The sequence below is a fragment of the Lysinibacillus sp. NPDC097195 genome (assembly GCF_044762075.1).
Classification (GTDB): Bacteria; Bacillota; Bacilli; order Bacillales_A; family Planococcaceae; genus Lysinibacillus.
This window is the reverse complement of record NZ_JBIWDP010000002.1, coordinates 198,203-220,728: the sequence shown is the minus strand read 5'-3', so window position 1 is coordinate 220,728 and position 22,526 is coordinate 198,203. Positions and strand designations below refer to the sequence as shown.

19 protein-coding genes are annotated in these 22,526 nt (G+C 36.9%); 11 read left to right on the top strand and 8 right to left on the bottom strand.

Going from position 1 to position 22,526, the window contains the following annotated elements; all coding sequences use genetic code 11:
• Positions 1-65 precede the first annotated feature (65 nt).
• Positions 66-362 (bottom strand): hypothetical protein, encoded by a 297-nt coding sequence (locus ACIQXI_RS14575; protein WP_402926207.1) that lies wholly within the window; start codon positions 360-362, stop codon positions 66-68.
• Positions 363-1,089: 727 nt separating this feature from the next.
• Positions 1,090-2,772, bottom strand: a complete 1,683-nt coding sequence (locus ACIQXI_RS14570; protein WP_402926205.1) for a methyl-accepting chemotaxis protein — start codon at positions 2,770-2,772, stop codon at positions 1,090-1,092.
• A 237-nt stretch (positions 2,773-3,009) separates the two neighbouring features.
• Here ACIQXI_RS14570 and ACIQXI_RS14565 point away from each other — a divergent pair, with 237 nt between their 5' ends.
• Positions 3,010-3,381, top strand: coding sequence for a hypothetical protein (locus tag ACIQXI_RS14565; protein WP_402926203.1), 372 nt, complete (start codon positions 3,010-3,012; stop codon positions 3,379-3,381).
• Positions 3,382-3,511: 130 nt separating this feature from the next.
• On the opposite strand, the gene ACIQXI_RS14560 is transcribed toward ACIQXI_RS14565, so the two are convergent.
• Positions 3,512-3,976, bottom strand: coding sequence for a GNAT family N-acetyltransferase (locus ACIQXI_RS14560; RefSeq protein ID WP_402926201.1), 465 nt, complete (start codon positions 3,974-3,976; stop codon positions 3,512-3,514).
• 101 nt (positions 3,977-4,077) lie between these two features.
• Positions 4,078-4,785, bottom strand: coding sequence for a DNA alkylation repair protein (locus ACIQXI_RS14555; protein WP_402926198.1), 708 nt, complete (start codon positions 4,783-4,785; stop codon positions 4,078-4,080).
• 404 nt (positions 4,786-5,189) lie between these two features.
• Between ACIQXI_RS14555 and ACIQXI_RS14550 the strand changes: the two genes are divergently transcribed.
• On the top strand, positions 5,190-6,368 hold the full coding sequence (locus ACIQXI_RS14550) for a NupC/NupG family nucleoside CNT transporter (RefSeq protein ID WP_402926196.1): 1,179 nt from the start codon (positions 5,190-5,192) through the stop codon (positions 6,366-6,368).
• Positions 6,369-6,584: 216 nt separating this feature from the next.
• On the opposite strand, the gene ACIQXI_RS14545 is transcribed toward ACIQXI_RS14550, so the two are convergent.
• Positions 6,585-7,433, bottom strand: coding sequence for an MBL fold metallo-hydrolase (locus tag ACIQXI_RS14545; RefSeq protein ID WP_402926501.1), 849 nt, complete (start codon positions 7,431-7,433; stop codon positions 6,585-6,587).
• A 262-nt stretch (positions 7,434-7,695) separates the two neighbouring features.
• On the opposite strand from ACIQXI_RS14545, the gene ACIQXI_RS14540 reads away from it, so the two are divergent.
• The 7 genes from ACIQXI_RS14540 (at position 7,696) to ACIQXI_RS14510 (ending at position 16,672) form a co-directional block, all read left to right on the top strand.
• Entirely contained in the window at positions 7,696-8,640 is a 945-nt protein-coding gene (locus ACIQXI_RS14540) for an urea transporter (protein WP_402926195.1), read from the top strand.
• A 601-nt stretch (positions 8,641-9,241) separates the two neighbouring features.
• Positions 9,242-10,183: an AEC family transporter gene (locus ACIQXI_RS14535; protein WP_402926193.1), complete on the top strand. Its 942-nt coding sequence runs from the start codon at positions 9,242-9,244 to the stop codon at positions 10,181-10,183.
• A 13-nt stretch (positions 10,184-10,196) separates the two neighbouring features.
• On the top strand, positions 10,197-11,855 hold the full coding sequence (locus tag ACIQXI_RS14530) for an amidohydrolase (protein WP_402926191.1): 1,659 nt from the start codon (positions 10,197-10,199) through the stop codon (positions 11,853-11,855).
• A gap of 509 nt (positions 11,856-12,364) precedes the next feature.
• Positions 12,365-12,571 (top strand): DUF3311 domain-containing protein, encoded by a 207-nt coding sequence (locus tag ACIQXI_RS14525; RefSeq protein ID WP_402926190.1) that lies wholly within the window; start codon positions 12,365-12,367, stop codon positions 12,569-12,571.
• Positions 12,572-12,594: 23 nt separating this feature from the next.
• Positions 12,595-14,013, top strand: coding sequence for a sodium:solute symporter family protein (locus tag ACIQXI_RS14520; RefSeq protein ID WP_402926188.1), 1,419 nt, complete (start codon positions 12,595-12,597; stop codon positions 14,011-14,013).
• 32 nt (positions 14,014-14,045) lie between these two features.
• Positions 14,046-14,987, top strand: coding sequence for an AEC family transporter (locus ACIQXI_RS14515; protein ID WP_402926186.1), 942 nt, complete (start codon positions 14,046-14,048; stop codon positions 14,985-14,987).
• An 11-nt stretch (positions 14,988-14,998) separates the two neighbouring features.
• The gene (locus ACIQXI_RS14510; protein ID WP_402926185.1) at positions 14,999-16,672 is read left to right on the top strand and encodes an amidohydrolase; all 1,674 of its coding nucleotides are present in this window, start codon (positions 14,999-15,001) and stop codon (positions 16,670-16,672) included.
• A 179-nt stretch (positions 16,673-16,851) separates the two neighbouring features.
• On the opposite strand, the gene ACIQXI_RS14505 is transcribed toward ACIQXI_RS14510, so the two are convergent.
• A complete protein-coding gene (locus tag ACIQXI_RS14505) occupies positions 16,852-17,571 on the bottom strand; it encodes a GntR family transcriptional regulator (RefSeq protein WP_402926183.1) in 720 nt (239 codons plus the stop codon).
• A gap of 279 nt (positions 17,572-17,850) precedes the next feature.
• On the opposite strand from ACIQXI_RS14505, the gene ACIQXI_RS14500 reads away from it, so the two are divergent.
• Complete coding sequence (locus tag ACIQXI_RS14500) at positions 17,851-18,840, top strand: aldo/keto reductase family protein (protein ID WP_402926182.1); 990 nt, start codon at positions 17,851-17,853, stop codon at positions 18,838-18,840.
• Between the two features lie 73 nt (positions 18,841-18,913).
• Here ACIQXI_RS14500 and ACIQXI_RS14495 read toward each other — a convergent pair whose 3' ends face one another.
• Both ACIQXI_RS14495 and ACIQXI_RS14490 read right to left on the bottom strand, forming a co-directional pair.
• Positions 18,914-19,840: a LysR family transcriptional regulator gene (locus ACIQXI_RS14495; protein ID WP_402926499.1), complete on the bottom strand. Its 927-nt coding sequence runs from the start codon at positions 19,838-19,840 to the stop codon at positions 18,914-18,916.
• A gap of 76 nt (positions 19,841-19,916) precedes the next feature.
• The gene (locus tag ACIQXI_RS14490) at positions 19,917-20,888 is read right to left on the bottom strand and encodes an MBL fold metallo-hydrolase (protein ID WP_402926180.1); all 972 of its coding nucleotides are present in this window, start codon (positions 20,886-20,888) and stop codon (positions 19,917-19,919) included.
• A gap of 83 nt (positions 20,889-20,971) precedes the next feature.
• Between ACIQXI_RS14490 and ACIQXI_RS14485 the strand changes: the two genes are divergently transcribed.
• Positions 20,972-22,495: an amidohydrolase gene (locus ACIQXI_RS14485; protein WP_402926178.1), complete on the top strand. Its 1,524-nt coding sequence runs from the start codon at positions 20,972-20,974 to the stop codon at positions 22,493-22,495.
• Positions 22,496-22,526: the final 31 nt, after the last annotated feature.

The window sequence follows — 22,526 nt, the reverse complement described above, 5'->3', positions numbered from 1 at the left end:
AAAATACTCAAATAATCTCCTTAATAATGTTTCTACTCTAGGCTATGATTATTTTCTAAACTTTCTCAATGAACGCGAATTTGCGCTTCTAAAGCTAAGTTGCTCATTGTAAAATACGCCGAGAATCGATTAGATAAAGATTCTGTTATTGCCTTACTCTGTTCTTTATCCAGCGCTTTGGCATAGACAAGAACAATACCTATATTCTCGTTATCAGGCTCCAATGGATTTAACACTACATCTTCTTTGACAATTAATGCATTGCTCATGGCAGCAAAATTTAATACCGTAGTTTGCAACATTTTTCTTTCTCTTGGATTCAACCCCACAGTATCAATTATTTCAACCGTAACATAATTCATACTCTGCACCTCCATAAAATGTTGTGAAAATTCTCTTTTCATTTTACTACTTTTTGCTAGAATCAGAAAACAATAGTTTTTAAATGGCTACGAAAAATATTGACCCGAAAATCACTTAGTTAAACAGGTTCGTCACCGATGGAAGTTCAAAATCGTTGGTAAGACTCATCGTATGCAAGCAATAGCTTACGATGTGACCATGGAAAGCACCGCCGTAGCGGACATCAATGACATCCCACGCATAGAATAAGATATTACTTTAAAAGTGGACAAGGTGGGTAGCCAACTAGTACTATGCATTATTTTAGATTAGAAGCAGGCACTAGATGGTAGCGGAGGCGGTGACTCCTGCGGGAATAGCACAACACGTTAGACGCAACAGTCGGCGCGACAGCGACGGTTGCGGCTTACGGTGCGCCCGCGGAAAGCACCGCCGTAGCGGACATCAATGACGCCCACGCATAGAATAAGATATTACTTTAAAAGTGGACAAGTTGGGTAGCCAACTATACTATGCATTATTCTAGATTAGAAGCAGGCACTAGTTGATGGTAGCGGAGGCGGTGACTCCTGCGGGAATAGCACAACACGTTAGACGCAATAGTCGGCGCGACAGCGACGGTTGCGGCTTACGGTGTGCCCGCGGAAAGCACCGCCGTAGCGGACATCAATGACATAGCAAAAAAGTGTTAGATGAAATGGATTCAATCTAACACTTCTTGTTATGTTACATTTTAAAATGGCCAACAATTGTCTGTAAGTCCATTGCTTGATTACTGAGATCATTTGCCACTGCACTAACTTCTTGTAAAGATGAAAGTTGTTGTTGTGATGCTGCTTGGGAACCTTCTGCTTGTTGTGCCGTTGTTTCTGATAACTCGGCGATTTGTGTAACAGATGCAGAAACTTGTTCCGTACTTGCTGATATTTCCTCCGTAACAGCAGAAATGTTTTCAATTTGTGCGCGCATATCATCAATCGCTTGCACAATCTGATTGAAGGATGTCCCGGCATCTTCGATTTTCTCTACTCCTGTTTCCACTGTGCGTAAGCTTTCACGCACCGCTTGTTCCACATTTTTCGTATCCTTTTGTATTTCAGTTGTCAGCGTGACAATTTGACTAGCAGAAGTGTTGGACTCCTCTGCCAATTTTCGAACTTCATCTGCTACTACAGCAAACCCTTTTCCCGCTTCCCCTGCGCGAGCAGCTTCGATTGCAGCATTTAACGCCAACAGATTCGTTTGTTCTGTAATACCCGTAATAACTTTTGAAATCTGTTCGATATCCTCAGTTTGTTTACTTAAACGTTGAATCAGTTCAGTCGTTAATTTTGTTGACTCGTATATCGTTGTCATTTGGACACTTGCCGTATGAATATTCGTTACACCTTGATTTGCGACGTCTGTTGTATCCGTTGCTGACGTACGTAGCGCATGAGATGATTGGGCAATATGTTGAACAGCACTAGCTGTTTCTTCCATTGCCACAGCATTTTCCCGTGCTGATTGTGCAGTCGTTAACGTATTGTGCGATGCACTATCCGCTTGGTTTGCAATATCAACCGAGGATGCCGTCACTTCTTCAGTAGAAGCACTTAATTGCTCAGCTGAAGCACTTAATTGACTAGCACTATCGGCAAACTTATTTAATAGTGTTCTTAACGTATCTTTCATGGAATTAAAGGCTATAGCAAGTTGCCCTATTTCATCCTTAGAGCGAAGTTCAATATCCATGGCAGTTAAGTCCCCTGCTGCAATCGTTTTGACGCCCTGTTGTAGTTGGCGTAAAGGCGCGGCTATTTTCTTATTTAATATAAAGGCAATGGCACTGCCGACTAAAATCGCTACGCCAATAATACTAAGAGCAATGATAAATGATTTTTTTGCATTTTGATTGGCTTGCTGCTGCGCTTGATCAAAATGTGCTTCAATAATAGCTTTTAGCTCATCAGACGCTTCTATCGCATTATTGCGTATCGGAATAACGTTTTTTGTGTAGTAGATTGCTGCCTCAGCCACACCTGAATTTTGTTTTAATGCAATGACATTGGCCAGTTCATTTTCAAAAATATCGACTTTGTTACTCGTATTATTTAATGTTTGTTTCACACCCTCTTCATCAAGCTGTGCTGTTAAAAAATTCATCGTGTCATCAATTTTCGCTTGTGTTTCCCGTACATGATTAAGTGATTCCTCATCCCCTAAAAGATAAGTTTGTAGTTGCGAACCTTCCAAAGCTATGTATTTATTGAGGTCACCCGTCGCATAGAGCTGTGGGAGACCGTCCGACAACGTATCATTATAGTGCTTACTAATATCGATAATTTGTAAATAAATACTCGACCCAGATAGAACGGTTATAAACATCATCGTTATAAAACCTAAAACTAATTTTTTTGTAATGGACATGTCAGACCTCTTTTTCAATAATATGTATATTATTAGTTATTATAGTCTATATTTATGTTTTTTACTATATAGTATTTACTACTAATTAATTTTTATTTAAAATTAAACTATCCCGATTAATACAAAAAAAAGTAAGTATTTTAATCATTTTACCCACTGTATTGTGATACAATAATCACAAAATTAATAATTCGCACATTTCAATAGATCGGACAATGCAAAAGAAGGAGCATTTAAATGAGTACTGATTTTTTAAAAGATAAACTGCGTGAAACATTTTCAAATTTACAATCTATCGAGGGCGTAAAATCTGTAGATGGCATTTTAGAGACATTAAACGACAACAAAATTTTCCCTGAAATTACTACACTAATACATAATTCTAAATTTGAATTTGTTTATTTATATGAAGAGCAACAAGTCGTTTTGAAAACCGTACAAGACGGTCTAACGCTCGATTCAGATTTTATGAAGGACATTTATTTAATCTATCAATATAAAGAAATGATTGAATGTATTTTAACAGGTATTATTGCAACCGATAAAATCAAAAAATACTCGCTTAATTTGTTGTCTCTTAAATATAGTGAATTAATCCAAAGTATTTAAAAAAGTGTTAGATTGACTACTGTCAATCTAACACTTTCACTGTATCAGCATAATTATTTATTTTTAGTTAAACTTTCCACACTATAATAATCAAATTCGCTAACACCTTCATCATTGCTTTTATGAACGATTAAATCCCCTGGGCAGGATTAGATTTCCATTCGTATAAAATATCCGGCAAGTTTTCTTCATTTTCATGTCCTCTACCGATAACTTTAAAGCCATGTTTTTCATAAAAACGTTGGGCTTTTTCGTTTACTTCAAATGTGTATAAAGTAAGTTTCCCACTTGACTGGGTTTTCGCTCTATTTAATAGAGTTTGCCCTATACCAAGCCCTTGATAGTTTAAATGAATATACAGTTGGCTTATTTCGCGATCGTTATAAGCAATCATACCGACAACTGTTTCATCAATTATCGCAACATAAATTTGATACTGTTCAGGTAAGAGATGATTTAAAAAATACACGTGATTGTCAAAGCTATGTTTTTCTTGCTGACCAATAGCCTGTTCCTTACTTTCTCGCCACATCGCAACCGTTTGTTTAGCAAGCTCAGGTCGGTAAGGCATAATAATGATTTTATTTTGAGTCATAAAGCACCTCCAATATTTACACTAAGGCTTCACAGGGCAGAGCATATTGAGCAGAAGTTAGCTCTTTTATCAAACCGGAAACCTTTCATGTTTTGTATGCCTTAACATCTTACATATTTGCGTTTAAAGCCTATTCTGCCTTTTTCTATTTCTTTTTGGATATTTTCATAAGCGTGAAGAATGGTGCTTTTTTTATTGTCTTTTTTTAATTCCACTGGGCCTACCGCTTTGGCTGTTACAAGTGCCAATTCATGCAGTGGTACATAGGAAACGCCTACCGTACAGAGGAAATTGTTCATCGCTGATTTCGTTCGTTCAGGTGAATGATGAATTTTATTTTTCACCATTTCCAGCATATTGGCAATTTTACTCTCAGAAAAGTCAACATCTTTACGATTCCCTAAAAGCCAGCAGTAGCAACTCCAGCCAGCAGACATTTTAAGCTCTTCCCCGCTAGCAATCCATTTATCAGCCACTTGTTGGGCAATATCCGCTTCTGCTAACGTGACAGCTACTACATAATCTGACAACATATAAAAGTACGCTTTATCTATCCAACGTTCAAAATCGGATTCCGTCATTGCTTTCGGATCGGCAATAATGCCAGCAAAGTACATGGCATCATAGTTCCCCGACGCATAAAGCTCCTCAGCTAACGGTTGATTGATTTTGATTTTTTTAGCTATCGGTTTCATCGCTCCTGTTGCCACTCCAAAAAGAGGCTCCCGTGCACCATTGGACATGTACATTTTTTTAGTTCGTTCCTTGCCCAATGCTTCAAGCTCCTGCATAACGATTTCAAAATTCATCCTTTTCACACCTTTCTGTGATGTGTTATATTTTCCAGTTCCACAATATTACTTTCATTATATACCAAGCTGTCAGTTGAGTTAGTTTATTTAAAAATAAGGGTATGTTTGTTGGTAAACAAATGGATAAAAGAAGGCTAGAGCAGACCTAAAATTTCCTAATTATTGGTTTATTATGCCCTTTTATTTCCTAAGACCTATCAAAATTCAATAAATAATCATTTTTTTTGCCTTTTTAACAACTTTCTATTAATATCTCTATGTTACCATTAATCAGCATCACTTATTAATTTCAATAAGTACGGTTCTTTTTTAATTTATTGGACAAAATATTCAAAAGGTACTATGCACACGGTAATTAAAAACGCTTACACATTATGTTGTAATTCATCAGGAGGTTACATATGCAATACATTATTTCTATTTTAGGCATTCTTATTGTATTGTTTTTCGCTTGGCTAGCAAGTACCAATCGAAAAGAAATTAAATTCAGGCCAATTATTACGATGATTGTCATTCAAATTTTGTTATCACTATTATTGTTAAATACAGAATTTGGTTTAGTCATTATTAAAGGCATAGCCGCTCTCTTTAACAAGCTACTTGAATATGCAAGCGAAGGGGTTGCCTTTGTATTTGGCGGCTTGGCAAATGAGGGCGAGTCTCCGTTCTTTTTAACTGTTTTGCTACCGATTATCTTTATTTCTGCATTAATCGGTATACTGCAGCATCTGAAAATTCTACCATTCTTTATGAAGTGGATTGGATGGGGATTAAGTAAAATAAACGGTATGGGGAAACTTGAATCTTATAATGCCGTTGCTTCATTAATGGTCGGTCAATCAGAGGTTTTCATTACCTTAAAAAAACAACTCGGTCTACTTTCACATCAACGCTTGTATACTTTATGTGCGTCGGCTATGTCGACTGTTTCGATGTCCATCGTTGGGGCATATATGACAATGCTAGAACCTAAATATATTGTAACGGCTTTAGTGTTAAATTTATTTGGCGGTTTTATCATTGCTTCGATGATGAATCCATACAAAGTGGACCCTCAAGAGGATATTTTAGAAATCGAGCATGAAAAGCAATCGTTCTTTGAAATGCTCGGTGAATATATTTTGGATGGCTTTAAAGTTGCCATTATCGTTGGGGCTATGTTGATTGGGTTTATTGCATTAATGGCTGGATTCAACAGTGTCTTTGAGCTATTATTCGGCATTACATTCCAGACGATTTTAGGCTATATTTTTGCACCAATTGCTTTCATTATGGGGATTCCTTTCTCTGAAGCAGTTAGTGCGGGTTCCATTATGGCGACGAAACTAGTGACAAATGAATTTGTAGCGATGTTAGATTTATCAAGTGGCGATTATCACTTTAGTGAACGTACAATGGGTATTCTTTCTGTGTTCCTTGTTTCCTTCGCCAATTTCTCATCGATTGGGATCATTGTTGGTGCTGTAAAAAGTCTCAATGAAAAACAAGGGAATACTGTTGCACGCTTTGGATTAAAGCTACTATTTGGTGCCACACTCGTAAGCGTACTGTCAGGAATTATCGTTAGTTTAATTTTATAAACTGTAACTTAAAAAGTTTTTATGGCAACAGAGAAAAAGTGTTAGATTGACATTCAATCTAACACTTTTTTTGCCTTTAGTTGATTGGAGTGAAGGGCGGCGACTCCTGCGGGAACGCACAGCAAGTAAGACGCAACAATCCGCGCGACAGCGAGGGTTGCGGCTTACGGTGTGCCCGCGGAAAGCGCCGCCCGCAACGGTAATCAACTGCCGTTACTAATAGCCATTGACAAAGTTCACAATTGTTTCGACTTCATCTTCTGTCAGTTCTCTTTTTACATGCGCTTCATACGCTGCCGTAATTTTTTGCTGATCTCCATTGCAACTTGTTGTATAAGCGGCAATCGTTCTCAGTTTCGCTACTTCTTGAGTAAACGCTTCTTTTGTTATCGGCTGTTGATGCGAAGGAATATATGTTCCCGCATCGAATTGCTCTAAGTCATCCAACAAACGAAGTGTTTCATTAATTGTATAATTTTCTTTCACAGCATAAAGATTTGGGTAAATACAATCAGCAAGGAAAAGAATCTTTTCTTCTTTAATATATACCACTACAGAATCGGCAGCGTGGTCTCCACCAACATGTTGAATAATACAAGTTACTCCACCTAGGTCAATTTCTAGACGCTTGTCAAACGTGACATCCGGCAAAACAATTTTGATATCACGGTGCTCTGTAAATTCCTCTTTAATAGCTCTGGCGCAAAATTCGATTTCAATGCCTTCTTTGACACGCGCATCGATGGCCTCATCTGACCATGAAAATGGAATTAATTCCTCCATTGCTTTTTTTGTATCTTTCGATGCGATGGAAACGATATTTTGTAATCCTGAAAGGCCAAAAATATGATCCCAATGCCAATGTGTCAGAATGACCATATCTGGATTAGGGACACCCATTTTTAAAAGTTCGTCTTGAAAATACTGTGCATGATCTTCAGAGTTTCCTGCGTCGATCATTAAAGTTTTGTTATTGCCGACCACCATTCCTAAAATGGGGCGATCTGTTAGTGAAATTGGTGTGATATACCAAAAACGCTCACCTATTTTGTTAATTGAGTGCATCATGGGTTATCTCCTTCCTTTTACAATAGTTTAATTCAAAAAGCAAAAAATTACTATTTGAAAGAATTATTTAACATAAAACGATATGCCCATTTACACTCTAAGTGAGTACGTCATATTCATGAGGATATCGTTCAATAATTTGACAACCTTTGTTTATAATATTAATAATGATAATTTTTCAGCTGTTGCTTTCCTTGCTTTAGTTGTATAATAATTTATTATTTACCACTAATTGTATATTTTATCGAAGGGGTGATGAATGTTGCACAATGATGAAAATGATTTCTCAAAGGGAGAATTTACTTCATTTTTACTTGCTTCACTTAGAGGTTTTTCCCAAGTCGTCTTTATAGAAAATGCAATTTCAGGGGTTTTGATTTTAATCGCTATTACGATTACTTCTTATAAATTAGGCATCATTTCTCTATTATCTGCTTTTGTCGGTACATTCATCGGAAAAATAGGAGGGGCACCTAAAAATAGTGTTAACTCCGGTCTATTTGGCTATAATTCAGTGTTAACAGGTTTGGCAGTTTCTTTATTTCTAACTGGCACATCTAGATGGGGCATTGCTTTATTAGGTGCCATGATTGCAGCAATCTTTACAGCCACGATGATGCATTTTTTGAAAAATATAGACCTACCAATTCTTACTTTTCCTTTTATCGTCCTAACATGGTTTATCCTTTTAGCTTCTTACAAACTAGAAGTATTTCACTTAAGCGACTCTTTAGTACCCCAAAGTTTATCGAACTGGCATCTAAATATTACAGGTGACTTAAATTGGGCTGCTGGATTTTTTAATAATATTGAGCAAATCTTTTTTTTAAATCATCCATTGTCAGGTATATTTCTTTATAGCGCTATATTTGTTGCTAGTTGGCAACTTGGTTTAAATGCTGTGATAGGAAGTGTCATTGCTTTACTCATCTCGTATGGACTTGGAGGAGAACATTCTTTAATTATAGGGGGTCTTTACGGCTACAATGCGATATTAACCTTTATGGCAGTTTCTATCGTTTTTAGTACAAAGTCAAATCGCTTTCGGATAATTTCAGGCATTTTAGCTACTTGCTTAACCATTCCACTTACTGCTAGTTTTAGTACTTGGCTGTTACCATATGGCCTCCCTGTTCTAACGATGCCCTTTGTTCTTAGTACATGGCTTTTCTTAGGTACAAGAAAGGTAATGCCAAATTTATAAGCGTTGTAATTTTATTTTAAGCATGCATGAATAGCAATCTCACTTTCCCCCTAAATGAGTAGGGGGTTTTTTGCTTTTTTACCATTGTTAATTAAAGTAAAATTCTATGTAGATTTACCCTATTTCTCACTATCGCTCGTTCCTCCAATTGATACAATCATAATGGCCCTCACATATTTATATACTAAAACATTCAAACTCCAACGTAACCAAGTTGTTTATAAATTCTCTTTAAATTCAAAATTTTCTGTTTTAACACCATTTTTATGTTGACAACCCTATTTTAAATTTAATATACTGTTCCAAAATAAACCATTCAATAGTAAACTAATTCAACTAAACTGGTACGTACATCGTAATAAGTTGAATTTTTTTCTTTTTAGAAAGGAGTTATGTCCGCAAACATTTTCTCTATATTTTCGTATTGTCTTTGCTGTCCCCAATTTCTGCTTTTGGCTTGTCCTCGTAATAAAATAAATACTTTAAAGATCGCGTTAACGGAATCTAGTAATTTTTTTATTTGTGAGAAGTAGATTATTTAACAGATTTATCTTCTACATTGAAAAGTTGTTTAATCATGACATTATAGGAAGTGCATGAAATGGAGTATTCTGTTGTCTTTGAATCAATATTTTTGATTGGGTTTATGATTTTAATAGGTGTATTACTTGCCCGTATTACACCAATCACCGACAGTACCCGTCAAACATATACGCTTATTATCGTTAATGTCGCAATGCCTTGTATTATTTTATCCAGCATTTTTAAAGTAGATATCAATCCTACAATTCTGAAAAATATCGGCTTCGTATTTGGACTATCTATTATGATTTGCCTAATTGGTATTTTGCTAGGTTGGCTATTAATCGCTATTGTTGATAAAGGTAGTACGATTAAATCGGAAATTTCCTTACTTTCAGGTCTTGGCAATACAGGTTTTATTGGCATTCCATTATGTGCTGCCATTTTAGGACCAAAAGGTGCATTATACGCAGCCATTTTTGATGCAGGTGTGGACTTGGTCATATGGACTGTTGGGGTGATGTTGCTCCAGAAAACAGTGAAGTTTTCTTTTAGCACGCTGAAATCGATGATTAATATACCAACAATTGCAATTGTCAGTGGCTTATTTTGTGCCTTTGTTAATTATCGTCCGCCTGGAATATTTATTACGTTAACGAACCAACTAGCTGCACTTGCCTCACCACTTGCCATGTTTTATATTGGGATACTCATTATGTCTGTCAATAAGTCGCAATTTACCGCACTTAAAAGTAAATCGATTATTCCTACATTCGTAAAACTACTTGGGTTGCCAATTGTTGTATTTATTATGATATCTTTCATTGCAGTCGATGACATCATTGCTCAAACTTTATTAATTCAAGCGACAATGCCTGCTCTAACTTTATCATCTATTTTATTTAGTAAATATCATGCGAATGATAAATTAGGCGCTATTGTCACAGTTATTTCCACAATTTTCTCTTTATTGTCAATACCATTGCTTCTTTTAATTTTTGTTAAATTACATTACTTTTAGGAGGAATCTATAAATGAAAATTGACTTACTGATAAGAAATGCCAATATTATCACTTTAGATGTGCATAGTAGTCGTGCTAATATTTTAGCTTCTTATAAAGGAAGAATTGTAGGAATATGGACGAAAGCTGAATTTAATACTATTGAGAAATCTATCGTGCTCGAAACAAATGCGAAAGAGCATGATTTAAATGGTGCAACGTTAATCCCTGGTTTTATCGATACACATAACCATCTATTAGTATATGCGCAAAACAAAGCCCAAGTTGATTGTTCTTCCGCCAGCAATAACAATATTGCAGATATTATTTCAAATATTAAAGCGTTCCATCAAAAGCGAAATGACAATAGTTGGATTTTAGGTTATGGCTATGATGACACAATGCTTGCGGAGAAAAGACACCCTACTAAAGATGACTTAGATAAAATCAGTACAGATCGACCTATAATGATCTTCCATATTTCAAATCATATGGCAGTTGTAAACTCAAAAGTATTAGAAATTGCCAAAATAGACTCTTCAATGAAAGACCCAGATGGAGGGTACTTCGGACGGGATGAAGCGAATAATTTAAACGGTGTTTTATATGAACACGCGGCAATGGGCTATGTTTATGACTATATCCCTGCCCCTTCACAAGAGGAATTTATGGAGTTAATTCGCAGTGCTGCTCAAGAATATATTGCACAAGGAATTACAACGAATACAGATGCTGCGGTAGGCCATGCCGAATACGCTATTCATCTTGATGCTGTTAAGGATAAAATTAATCCAATGAGAATGCGTTTAATGTTTATGTATAATGTGTTATTGGAAGGTGGCTATTTTGAAACCTACGATGCCAAACAACTACACCAGAAAATTTCTGACGAATCGAACGGTATGATCAAATTAGATAGTGCAAAACTATTTCAGGATGGCTCGATTCAAGGTCGTACAGGGGCATTACGTCAGCCATATTATCATGATTCAAATTTATATGGAGAGCTTATTTTTCCACAACAAACGTTTAATGATTATGTGCTAAAGCTTCATAATTTAGGCTATAGAATTGCCACACACGGCAATGGTGATCGTGCCATCGGCTCCATTCTTGAGGCTTATCAAAATGCGCTTGATACGTCTCCGCGGAATGATCATCGCCATCGAATCGAACATGTCCAAACAGCTACAGCAGATGATTTAAAGTCCATGAAAGACTACCATATCGCGGCTTCATTCTTCATTAATCATATCTATTACTGGGGAGATCGCCATAAAAACATCTTTTTAGGGCCTGAAAGAGCAGAGAGAATAAATCCTCTAAAAGAAGCCGATGATTTAGGTTTGTTATATACATTGCATTCCGATTGTCCCGTTACGCCCATTTCCCCACTTTTCTCCATATGGGCTGCGGTTAATCGCATAACGAGAGATGGACATGTACTCGGTGAAGCACAAAAAATTGATGTAGAAACAGCCTTAAGAACCATGACCATTTATGGCGCACAATTGAACTTCGATGAACAAGATTTAGGTAGTATCGAAATCGGCAAATTAGCTGATTTTGCCATTTTAGATGAAGATCCAACAGCAGTGGACCCGATGACGATTAAAGATATCAATATTCTTGCTACGATTATTAATGGCGAAATTGTCTATAAACATAAAGAATTAGCTCTTACCCTTTGAAATAATTACTATTTCCCCAATAGTAACTATTTATATAATCTATAGAAAACTACTGACTTCCCCTTTCGTCAGTAGTTTTCTGAATTTTTAGAAATAATTATATTATCCTAGGTTGGGAATTTACTTATTGATACCGTAAAAGGTGCCACTCCTACAATACCAGCGTGAGGCATAGCTGCAAGACAACGGTGGAAGCTTGAGCGACACCTGCAAAAACGAGCAATTTGTAACAGAAAATATCCTGCCCATTATGTCAGACCCCCTGTCTTAATATCCTCTCTCTCCGCTCCATACTTGAGTGAAACTACCTAAAAAGAAAATATATAAGAATCAATAATTCTCCTTTAAGTCGTTTTTCTCTACTTTAACACCGTTATTATGTTGACAACCTTTTTTAAAATTTATATACTATTCCAAAATAAACCATGGAATGGCAAATAAATAAAACCCAACTGGTACGTACGTCATGATAAGTCAACTTTATTTGCTTTTTAGAAAGGAGTTATTCTATGTCCCTAAAATCATTTTTCAACGTCTTTATCGGTCTTGTTTTACCTGTTGCTAGTGTAATTGGTGGGTTAATTTATTTCCGTTACTCGGAACACTTTATTTTAGGTTTTCCCATTCTTTATTTTTGGATGTTCTTATGGTTCATCCTGACATCTGTATGTATCTCTTGTTCTTGGTTTTTCTTCGATAAAAAAAATTATGATTAAATAATGACAAGGTGGGATGGCTAATGGCAGTAGCAATATTTATAGGTGTTCTTATATTTTCTCTAATTCTAGCGGTTCTTTCTAAAGGCAAATCAAAAAAAGATAATGTCGCAGATTATTTAGTTGGTGGCCGATCTTTTAATGGATTTATTTTATTCTTTCTTGCTATCGGCGAAGTTTATAGTATTGGCACAATTATTGGATTTCCTGGGGGTATTTATGCAAAAGGGGCTAGCTATGGCATATGGTTTCTAGGATACATCCTTCTAGCATATCCCGTAGGTTATTTCCTTTCTCCTCTTATTTGGCGAGCTGGTAAACACTATAATGCGATGACAGCTCCTGATTTGTTTAAAAGTCATTTTTCTAGCAGACCTTTAGAGTTACTTGTGGCATGTACTTGTTTACTGTTCCTCATTCCTTGGGGACAGCTACAGTTTGAAGGACTTATCGTTGCTTTAAATGCTTTAGGCTTTGATTTCCCACCTATTATGGCGGTATTCATTGCTGGCTCAATAGCTTATGTGTATGTTGCGATTTCTGGTGTAAAAGCACCTGCTGTTATATCCATTTTAAAAGATATACTTCTTTTCGCAGCCATTATTATCGTAGGGTGGGCAGCATTTTCAAAGCTTGACGGTGTCAATAATCTATTTTCTACTGCAAAAGAGCATGGTGCTTCCGTGTCCTTTGGTTCGACAGAACAAGTTACATTTTCGATTACAACGATTATTTTCCAAGCAGTTGCATTCTATTGTTTCCCATTTATTATCAATGTCTTGTTTACAAGTAAATCAGAAGGGACAATTAAGCGTGCCCAACGGTTTATGCCATTGTATATGCTAATGTATCCATTCTTAATTGCTACAGCCTATTTTGCTTTAGTGGCATTACCGAATATTGATAATCCCAACCATGCCTTTATTGCAACGTCCATGGAATTATTACCGTCATGGGTAGTTGGATTAGTCGCAGCTGGTGCCGCACTTTCAGGGCTGTTAGTGCTAGCCGTTATCTCTTTAGTAGTTGGCGGTATTTTTACTCGTAACATAGTGACAAGTATTCCAGAAAATAAACAACGCAAATGGTCACAAGTCGTTGTTGTTATTTATTTATTAATTTCCATGTTGTTAACAGTTTCGCTTCCAAGTCTCATGCTCAATTTAATTAACACTGCTTATTTTGGCTTTGGTCAAATTTTGCCTGGTATTCTTTCCATTATTTTTTGGAAAAGAGCCACAGCTGTAGGAGTAGGTGCGGGTATTCTAACGGGGACAGCAATCGCCTTAACCTTCCAATTTGCGGGGATCAGTATTTTTGCAATCAATACCGGACTGATTGCATTATGTTTCAACTTCCCTGTCTTGATTATCGTAAGTCTCCTGACATCTAAAAATAAACAGCTTCTAACACCGATAGTAGCTGTGCACATAGAGAAATAGTTTCATAATGATCGTTATAGGAAGTGCATGAAATGGAGTATTCTGTTGTTTTTGAATCCATACTATTAATAGGGTTTATGATTTTAATTGGTGTATTACTCGCTCGCATTACGCCTATTAATGATAGTACCCGTCAAACATATACGCTTATTATCGTTAATGTCGCAATGCCTTGTATTATTTTATCCAGCATTTTTAAAGTAGACATCGATCCTACTATTCTTAAAAATATTGGCATAGTATTTGGACTATCCATTATGATTTGTCTAATTGGCATTTTTTTAGGGTGGCTGTTAATTACTATTTTTGATAAGGACAGTGCGGTTAAAGCTGAAATATCCTTGCTTTCAGGTCTTGGTAATACAGGTTTTATCGGTATTCCTTTATGTGCTGCCATTTTAGGGCCAAAAGGTGCTTTATATGCGGCCATCTTTGATGCTGGCGTAGACTTGGTCATATGGACTGTAGGGGTGATGCTACTACAAAAAACGATGAAATTTTCATTTAGCACACTGAAATCAATGATTAATATTCCAACAATTGCAATTGTCTGTGGCTTATGTTTTGCCTTTGTTAATTATCGTCCGCCCATGATTTTTATTACGTTAACAAACCAACTAGCTGCACTTGCCTCACCACTTGCCATGTTTTATATTGGGATACTCATTATGTCTGTCAATAAATCGCAATTTACCGCACTTCAAAGTAAATCGATTATTCCTACTTTGGTTAAACTCGTTGGTTTGCCGGTTATAGTGCTGATTATCCTAAGTTTTATTACGGTCGACCATATCATTGCCCAAACTTTATTAATTCAAGCGACAATGCCAGCTCTAACACTGTCCTCTATTTTATTTAGTAAATATCATGCGAACGATAAATTAGGTGCGATTGTCACAGTTATTTCAACAATTTTTTCATTATTATCGATACCATTACTGCTATTAATATTAGTTAAATTCAATTACTTTTAGGAGGTCATTCTATGATCAAAGTTGATTTACTTATTAAAAATGCAAATATTATTACGTTAGATGCGAACAGTACACGTGCTCAAGTGGTAGCTTCTTACAAAGGACGCATTGTAGGCCTATGGTCTAATGTTGATTTTAATCAAATCAAAGATTCTTTAGTTTTTGAAAAAGGCAAAAATGAAATCGATTTAAACGGTGCAACATTAATTCCTGGTTTTATCGATACACATAACCATCTATTAATTTATGCGTTAAACAAGTCACAAGTAGATTGTTCGCCTACGTATAATAAGAGTATTGCCGATATTATTAGCAAGTTACAAGACTTCGGAAAGGAACAGGCTGATAGCGGTTGGATTTTAGGCTTTGGCTATGATGATACAATGCTATTAGAAAATAGACACCCTACAAAAGAAGATTTAGATAAAGTAAGTACAGAGCGCCCTATATTTATCCGCCATATTTCTAATCATCTCGCAGTTGCCAACTCAAAAGCATTGGAAATCGCGAAGTTAGATGCTTCTATAAAAGACCCAGATGGAGGTCATTTTGGTCGGGATGCATTAAATAATTTAAATGGTGTATTATATGAGCCTGCAGCTATGGATTTAGTTTTTAATAGTATACCTACTCCTACAACCGAAGAGGTAATAGACTTAATACGCATAGCTTCTCAGGACTATTTAGCACAAGGCATTACAACGAATACAGATGCAGGGGTTGGCTTAACATTAGGCTCAATCGAATATGATATCCATATCGAGGCGCTGAAAAAACAAGCACATCCAATGAGAATGCGCTTAATGATTATGAATGATATGTTATTGCAAGGTGGCATTTTTGAGCAATACGATGCACAGCAACTTAATCAAAAAATTATTCAGGACTCTAACGGCATGGCCAAATTAGATAGTGCGAAACTATTCCAGGATGGCTCGATTCAAGGGCTAACAGGTGCTTTACGTCAACCATATTATAATGATGCGAATTTATATGGGGACCTAATTTTCCCACAACGTATTTTAAACGATTACGTATTAGATTTTCATAATCGTGGCTTTAGAATCGCAACACATGGCAACGGCGATCGCTCTATAGGCTCTATTCTAGAAGCCTATCAATATGCACTTGATACTTCTCCACGTGATAATCACCGTCATCGAATTGAACATGTGCAAACAGCAACGTCTGAAGATTTAGAATTCATGAAAAAATACGACATTGCAGCTTCTTTCTTTATTAATCATGTCTATTACTGGGGAGACCGCCATAAAAACCTCTTTTTAGGGCCAGAAAGAGCAGCGAGAATGAATCCTTTAAAAGAAGCCGATGATTTAGGTTTGTTATATACATTACATTCGGATTGTCCGATTACGCCCATTTCCCCACTTTTCTCCATCTGGGCAGCGGTGAATCGCATAACGAGAGACGGCCATGTGCTAGGAGACGCACAAAAAATTGATGTGGAAAGCGCATTAAAGTCGATGACCATTTATGGTGCCCAATTGAACTTCGATGAGCAAGAATTGGGTAGTATTGAAATAGGAAAATTAGCTGATTTTGCAGTATTAGATCAAGATCCTACAGCGGTGGACCCAATGACGATTAAAGACATCAATATTTTAGCTACCATTATTAATGGTGAAATTGTTTTTGAAAGTAAAGCATTAGCTTTATCCAATTGAACATAATTACTATCCCCAATAGTAACTATTTATATATCCTCTCAGAAAAACTACTGACTCCCCATTTGTCAGTAGTTTTTGGAATGAATTATAGTTGATGGTAGCAGAGGCGTTAGCGCGAGTTGCGGATTCTCCGATTAACTGTAGTCAATCTAACATTTTACTTTTTTATCAATGGGCTATTTTTTTAAGCGTTGTGATTTGAAGTGAAAAGCATACATACCAGGATGATAATCCGCCATACAATATTCAATCAGATCGCCATTTATATCATAAACAAAACGATCTAAATGAAGTGTATTATTATTTTCTTTAATATTAAGCAACTTAGCATCCTCTTTTGAAATAGGCTTACTTGTAATCACTTCATCCGCATCATGCAATTGGATATTCATTTCATCCTCTAATAAGTCATATAACGTACCACTTTTAATATCCAATTTCGCAAGCTTTTCACCAATTTCTATTGGATAATATTGCGTCTCTATGGCTATTGGCATTTCATCAGCATAGCGCACACGCTTAATCAAATAGGCTTGAGCTAAAGCGATTGCCTCTTTTACTTCATCAGGAACCTTCACAATTCCGTGATTAATTAACTTCGTTCCTGGCTTCATCCCCATATTCTCAATACTTTTCGTCGTACTAATCAAATTCCCCAACCAGTAATGCACTGGTTTTCTAGCAATATATGTACCTTTACCATGTCTTTTCTCGACAATACCATCAATTACTAAATGGGAAACAGCTTCCCTAACTGTACTTCTACTCACACTGTAGGCTTCCATTAATTCACGTTCACTTGGTATTTTACTTTTATAAATCCCTTGATTAATATTCTTCTCTATTATTTTTCTTAGCTGGATATGGAGAGGTATTGGATTATTTGAACTAATCATTCTTACACTCCTTTCAAAAGGGATAGTTGGATAGATATACACATCATCTTAAAACCTAAAAGTAACTGAATACCCATAATTATCATTATACCTATTATATCTAGACCTATGAGACCGCGTCCACATCATTGCGTCGTAAATTAAACTTGTACACTATGATTGCCTTTCAAAAATACTTTAGTTATATATTTTTTATATAAATTGCTTATGAAACATATATTATCCATTTAAAAAGCTGGTCTTTATAATGAAAGTATTACTGTTAAAGGAGGCACTACAATGGAGTTTAATAAACTTGGCAATAGTGGCTTATCAGTAAGCAAAATTGCTTATGGTAACTGGATAAATCATGGAGGGAAAGTAGATGAGGATACTGCAATTAACTGTGTTAAAGCCGCACTAGATGTCGGTATTACAACATTCGATACAGCTGACGTTTATTCAGATACAAAAGCCGAAGAAATTCTCGGCCGTTCTTTACAAGGTATAAGACGAGCGAGCATTGAACTTTGTACAAAGGTGTGTCATCCTACTGGCAATGGACCCAATGATAGAGGCTTATCGCGAAAGCATATTCTTGAAAATTGTCATGCATCTTTACGTAGATTACAAACAGATTATATTGATGTATATTATGCACATAGATTTGACCCAACGACACCTCTTAAAGAAACAATGTTAGCTTTTGCAGACCTTGTCAGACAAGGTAAAGTTCTTTATATCGGGGTAAGTGAGTGGACATCGGAACAAATTACCCGTGGTGCAGCACTTGCACGACAATTAAACATTCCACTTATCGCAAGCCAACCTCAATATTCCATGTTATGGAGAGTGATTGAAACGGATGTCATCCCAACCTGTCAACGTGAGGGGCTTGGACAAGTAGTATGGTCGCCTTTAGCACAAGGTGTACTTACAGGAAAATACTTACCTCAACAACCAGTACCTGCACAATCACGAGCGAACTCTCCTGCTGGCAAACCATTTTTCAATAAACTTGCACAACGTTGGATGACAGACAATGTTCTTACTGCTATCCAGCATCTCAAACCTATTGCACAAGAGCTTGATCTTTCACTCGCTCAACTATCCGTTGCTTGGGTACTTCAAAACACCAATGTTTCTTCTGCAATTATCGGTGCTTCGAGTCCTGAACAAGTCAGAGAAAATACAGTAGCTGCGAGTGTTAAACTAGAGCCTGAAATAATGAAGCAAATTGACAACGTACTTGAAGGTCTTGTTGAGTTTGACCCTAGTAAAACAGGTTGATTTATCGCCTTATTTAAATATAAACAAAGCTAGTGAAATTTTACTCGTCGTAAAATTCCTCTGGCTTTTTTATTTAAAGGAAAGTTTTTGCCGCAGTGTCCTTTTTGTTTTCCTCCAACTGTAAAAGTGCATAGACCTCTCTAACTACTGTTAAGAAATGATCTACTACTGTCGATTCCCCATCTTTTCTCCAACCAACATAGAGATTTACTGTCGGTGTTGTCTCTTGGATTTTTTTATAAATAACGCCTGGTCGTATATAACTTTCGACCGAAGACGGAACTACAGAAATGCCCATTCCTGTCGCAACTAAATTCACAATCGTATGCATTTGAATCGCTTCCTGAACAACATTTACATGGACACCATGCTCCCCAAAATAGCGAATAATTAAATCATAAAAATTTAAACCCATGTGACGCGGAAACATAATAAACGGTTCACCAATTAACAATTGCAATGGGATTTCGGGCAACGACGCAAAAGGATGATGGTGATGTAACACCAAACTTAAAGATTCTTCCCAACAGACTTCAGTAGCTAACTTTTCATTATTCTGATTGGAACGAATAAATCCTATATGAATTTGTTTCTCATAAAGTGCCTTTATTTGCTGCTCTGTTGTCATTTCACGTAATATAAGATGAATTTTAGGGAAGCGTTCGCGAAATTTATTGAGCACTTCGATAACCATTTCTGTAGAATCAACAAAACCGATTATTAAACTGCCCATTTTTCCTTCAGCCGCAAGTTGGGTTTCTTCTATCGTTTTTTCTAATTGCAACAGCGTTTGTTGCGAGCCGGCTAAAAATATTTTCCCAGCATCCGTCAGTTCAACCTTTCTTTTTGTGCGGTGAAAAAGTTGAACCCCCAATTCTTCTTCTAATTTACGAATTTCTTGACTTAAGGGAGGTTGCGCCATCCTAAGACGCTCTGCCGCACGACTAAAATTCAATTCTTCTGCCACCATGATAAAATAGCGAATTTTCCTTATGTCTATGTTCACGCCCCCCTTATCATCATCACATAATGATTTATTGTCCTATCTGCGAACAATTTGCCATGTTATTTCTTTATCAAAGCGTAAATGGTTCAGCATTGGCCAAGTTACTTCGATAAAAGTTATAGCTTTGACCTTTGCGCTTACGTACTAAATAATTGCGCTCCGTTAAATAATGCACAAAAGTAATTACTTGAATAAAAGCTGCACCAAGAAGTTCTGGCGGTTTATGAGCGTACACTTGATTTGTAATGTCATGTGCAGATGCCCCTTCCTCTGGTATAGCGGCTAATATTTGCTGGCATTTATCTGTATAATGGACCATTAAGCGCGATACACGCTCATTAAAGTCTTCAATTTGAGTCCCATGAGCAGGTAAGGCATCGTTGATTTCTAATTGACCGAGACTGTCAAATGTCGCTAAATATAAAGCGAGAGGATTTTGCATTTGTGTAGAAGGCATCACAATCGGATTAATAATTTCTAACAAATGATCACCTAAAAATAAAACCCCTGTCTCTTTTTCATAAAAGCAATAATGATCTGACGAGTGCCCTGGTGTCCATAACGGCTGTAACTTAAATGTCTCGCCTTCAATGAGTTCTGGCTCAGAAAATATCACGTCGACCTGCACTTGAAATGGTTCAAAGCGATTAAACACTGCGGATGCCGCTTTATCTTGTACCATGCCATAATCCGCTAAGAAAGATAAACTGCCATCCTCGGTCATTCCTTGGGCAAAACGTTCCCGTCTTTTTATTAATTCATCATTGCTGCGTTGCGACATCCAAATCGTTGCGCCATATTCATCTTGGAACCATTTGGCCAGCCCAAAATGATCAATGTGCAAGTGTGTGATCAGCACACGGTTTACTCGACGTTGGCCAATGACCTGGCGCCATATTGCTTTCGACTCATCGTTGTCGTCACCTGTGTCAATAATCGTAATACCAGAATGTTCCTCGATAATATAACAGTTTACACTGCGTAAATCATAAGGAATTGGCAATGTTACAATTTGCCATTTTAACCGTTTTTCATTGTGCATAATTAACATCCCCACTTAATTATTCTATTATTCTGTCTTTTTATGTTAAAATAATAACACTTCTGATTGAAAGGAGCCAACGTATGGTCCAAAAAATCGATACTTTTATTTACAATGCCGTTATTTTAACACAATCTCAGTCTATGCCTATAGCGACAAGTATGGCTATTACTAACGGAAAAATCATTGCTTTATTTCAGCATAATGATGTTGCATCCTATCAAGCAAAAGTGATGATTGATGCACAGCAAAAGGTGATTATACCCGGCTTAATCGATGCACATTGTCACCTACAAGCAATGGTTAGTGAACAATTTAGTATCCATATTCCGACTTCCTACCAAACGTCAGAGGCACTTTTTACATATCTTCGTGAAAAAATTTCACAAATTCCAGACGGACAATGGGTTCGTATTAATGGCTATCATCCTTTTCATTTTCCCCATATAGATAATTTAACGATGGCTATGTTGGATGAGCTTTCTACTAAGCACCCTATACGTCTGCGCTATATAACTCGACATACGTCAGTACTAAATCGTATGGGCTGGGATTATTTTAAACAAGCTTCTCAAAACCAGTCGACAGAAGGTATTTTTGAGGAGCTCGATGCAGGTGGACAACCTTTAGGCATCCTTCACGGTGCGGACGCTTTACTAAATGAATTTGTCCTGCCTAAATTACCCGATGAACAATGGTTAGCAGGTATTCAAACGTTACAGTCAAAGCTATTAGCACTAGGCATTACAACTGTGTGCGATGCCTCTGCAACGACATCAGCTTCTCAGCTGACATTATGGAAAAATGCAGCCCAACACTTTTGGCAAATCCCTGTTCATTGGATGACGGGTAGTACACACTTTGATGACCTAGCATATCAGCTACAATCTATACCACTTTTTAAGCGTAGTGCCTTAAAAATTGTGTTAGAGACAATGCCTGACATTTACCCACCAAAGGACGTTGTTGTCCAAATGATGAAACAAGCATTTCTCGCCAATAGCCCTGTTGCCATTCATGTGGTCAATCCTGAAATGGTCTGGCATGCCCTTGATGCTTTACAAACAGTCCGTCAGCAACTCCCAGATGTAAAAGGTATTTGTCGCTTTGAACATATGAGTCTTTGTCCCGAAGCTTTTTTCGATATGCTTTATGAACAAGGCATACAAGTCGTCACCAATCCTCCGTTTATCTATACACATGGAGATCGCTACTTGCAACAAGTTGACGATGATGAGCATCAGTGGTTGTATCCAGTCCATTCTTTACTACAACATAATATTACAGTTGCTGCTGGCGCCGATGCACCTGTCGCACCTATCTCTCCATGGCTTGGTATGGTTGCTGCCTGCTCAAGACAAAGTAAGCATGGTTTATCAGTTAATAGACAAGAGGCTATTTCAAGACAGGAGGCGCTAAACCTTTATACGACGAATGCCGCTTCTGTTATGGGTGTGCAACAACAAATCGGACAACTTGCGCCAGGCTTTGACGCTAATTTTATTTTGCTTGAGCACCACCCTATCAACTGCACCTTATCCCAGCTTCAACATATGCAAGTATTAGAAACATGGATCAGTGGTCGACGGCTTTATCATTCTAAATAACAAATATTGTAATTATAACAAACTATCTATA

Coding starts and splice junctions, on each gene's coding strand:
- ACIQXI_RS14570 (WP_402926205.1), bottom strand. CDS start 2,772: ATGTCCATTACAAAAAAATTAGTTTTAGGTTTTATAACGATGATGTTT.
- ACIQXI_RS14525 (WP_402926190.1), top strand. CDS start 12,365: ATGTCCCTAAAATCATTTTTCAACGTCTTTATCGGTCTTGTTTTACCT.
- ACIQXI_RS14490 (WP_402926180.1), bottom strand. CDS start 20,888: ATGCACAATGAAAAACGGTTAAAATGGCAAATTGTAACATTGCCAATT.
- ACIQXI_RS14545 (WP_402926501.1), bottom strand. CDS start 7,433: ATGCACTCAATTAACAAAATAGGTGAGCGTTTTTGGTATATCACACCA.
- ACIQXI_RS14500 (WP_402926182.1), top strand. CDS start 17,851: ATGGAGTTTAATAAACTTGGCAATAGTGGCTTATCAGTAAGCAAAATT.
- ACIQXI_RS14565 (WP_402926203.1), top strand. CDS start 3,010: ATGAGTACTGATTTTTTAAAAGATAAACTGCGTGAAACATTTTCAAAT.
- ACIQXI_RS14530 (WP_402926191.1), top strand. CDS start 10,197: ATGAAAATTGACTTACTGATAAGAAATGCCAATATTATCACTTTAGAT.
- ACIQXI_RS14485 (WP_402926178.1), top strand. CDS start 20,972: ATGGTCCAAAAAATCGATACTTTTATTTACAATGCCGTTATTTTAACA.
- ACIQXI_RS14505 (WP_402926183.1), bottom strand. CDS start 17,571: ATGATTAGTTCAAATAATCCAATACCTCTCCATATCCAGCTAAGAAAA.
- ACIQXI_RS14555 (WP_402926198.1), bottom strand. CDS start 4,785: ATGAATTTTGAAATCGTTATGCAGGAGCTTGAAGCATTGGGCAAGGAA.
- ACIQXI_RS14535 (WP_402926193.1), top strand. CDS start 9,242: ATGGAGTATTCTGTTGTCTTTGAATCAATATTTTTGATTGGGTTTATG.
- ACIQXI_RS14515 (WP_402926186.1), top strand. CDS start 14,046: ATGGAGTATTCTGTTGTTTTTGAATCCATACTATTAATAGGGTTTATG.
- ACIQXI_RS14575 (WP_402926207.1), bottom strand. CDS start 362: ATGAATTATGTTACGGTTGAAATAATTGATACTGTGGGGTTGAATCCA.
- ACIQXI_RS14510 (WP_402926185.1), top strand. CDS start 14,999: ATGATCAAAGTTGATTTACTTATTAAAAATGCAAATATTATTACGTTA.
- ACIQXI_RS14540 (WP_402926195.1), top strand. CDS start 7,696: ATGTTGCACAATGATGAAAATGATTTCTCAAAGGGAGAATTTACTTCA.
- ACIQXI_RS14560 (WP_402926201.1), bottom strand. CDS start 3,976: ATGACTCAAAATAAAATCATTATTATGCCTTACCGACCTGAGCTTGCT.
- ACIQXI_RS14520 (WP_402926188.1), top strand. CDS start 12,595: ATGGCAGTAGCAATATTTATAGGTGTTCTTATATTTTCTCTAATTCTA.
- ACIQXI_RS14550 (WP_402926196.1), top strand. CDS start 5,190: ATGCAATACATTATTTCTATTTTAGGCATTCTTATTGTATTGTTTTTC.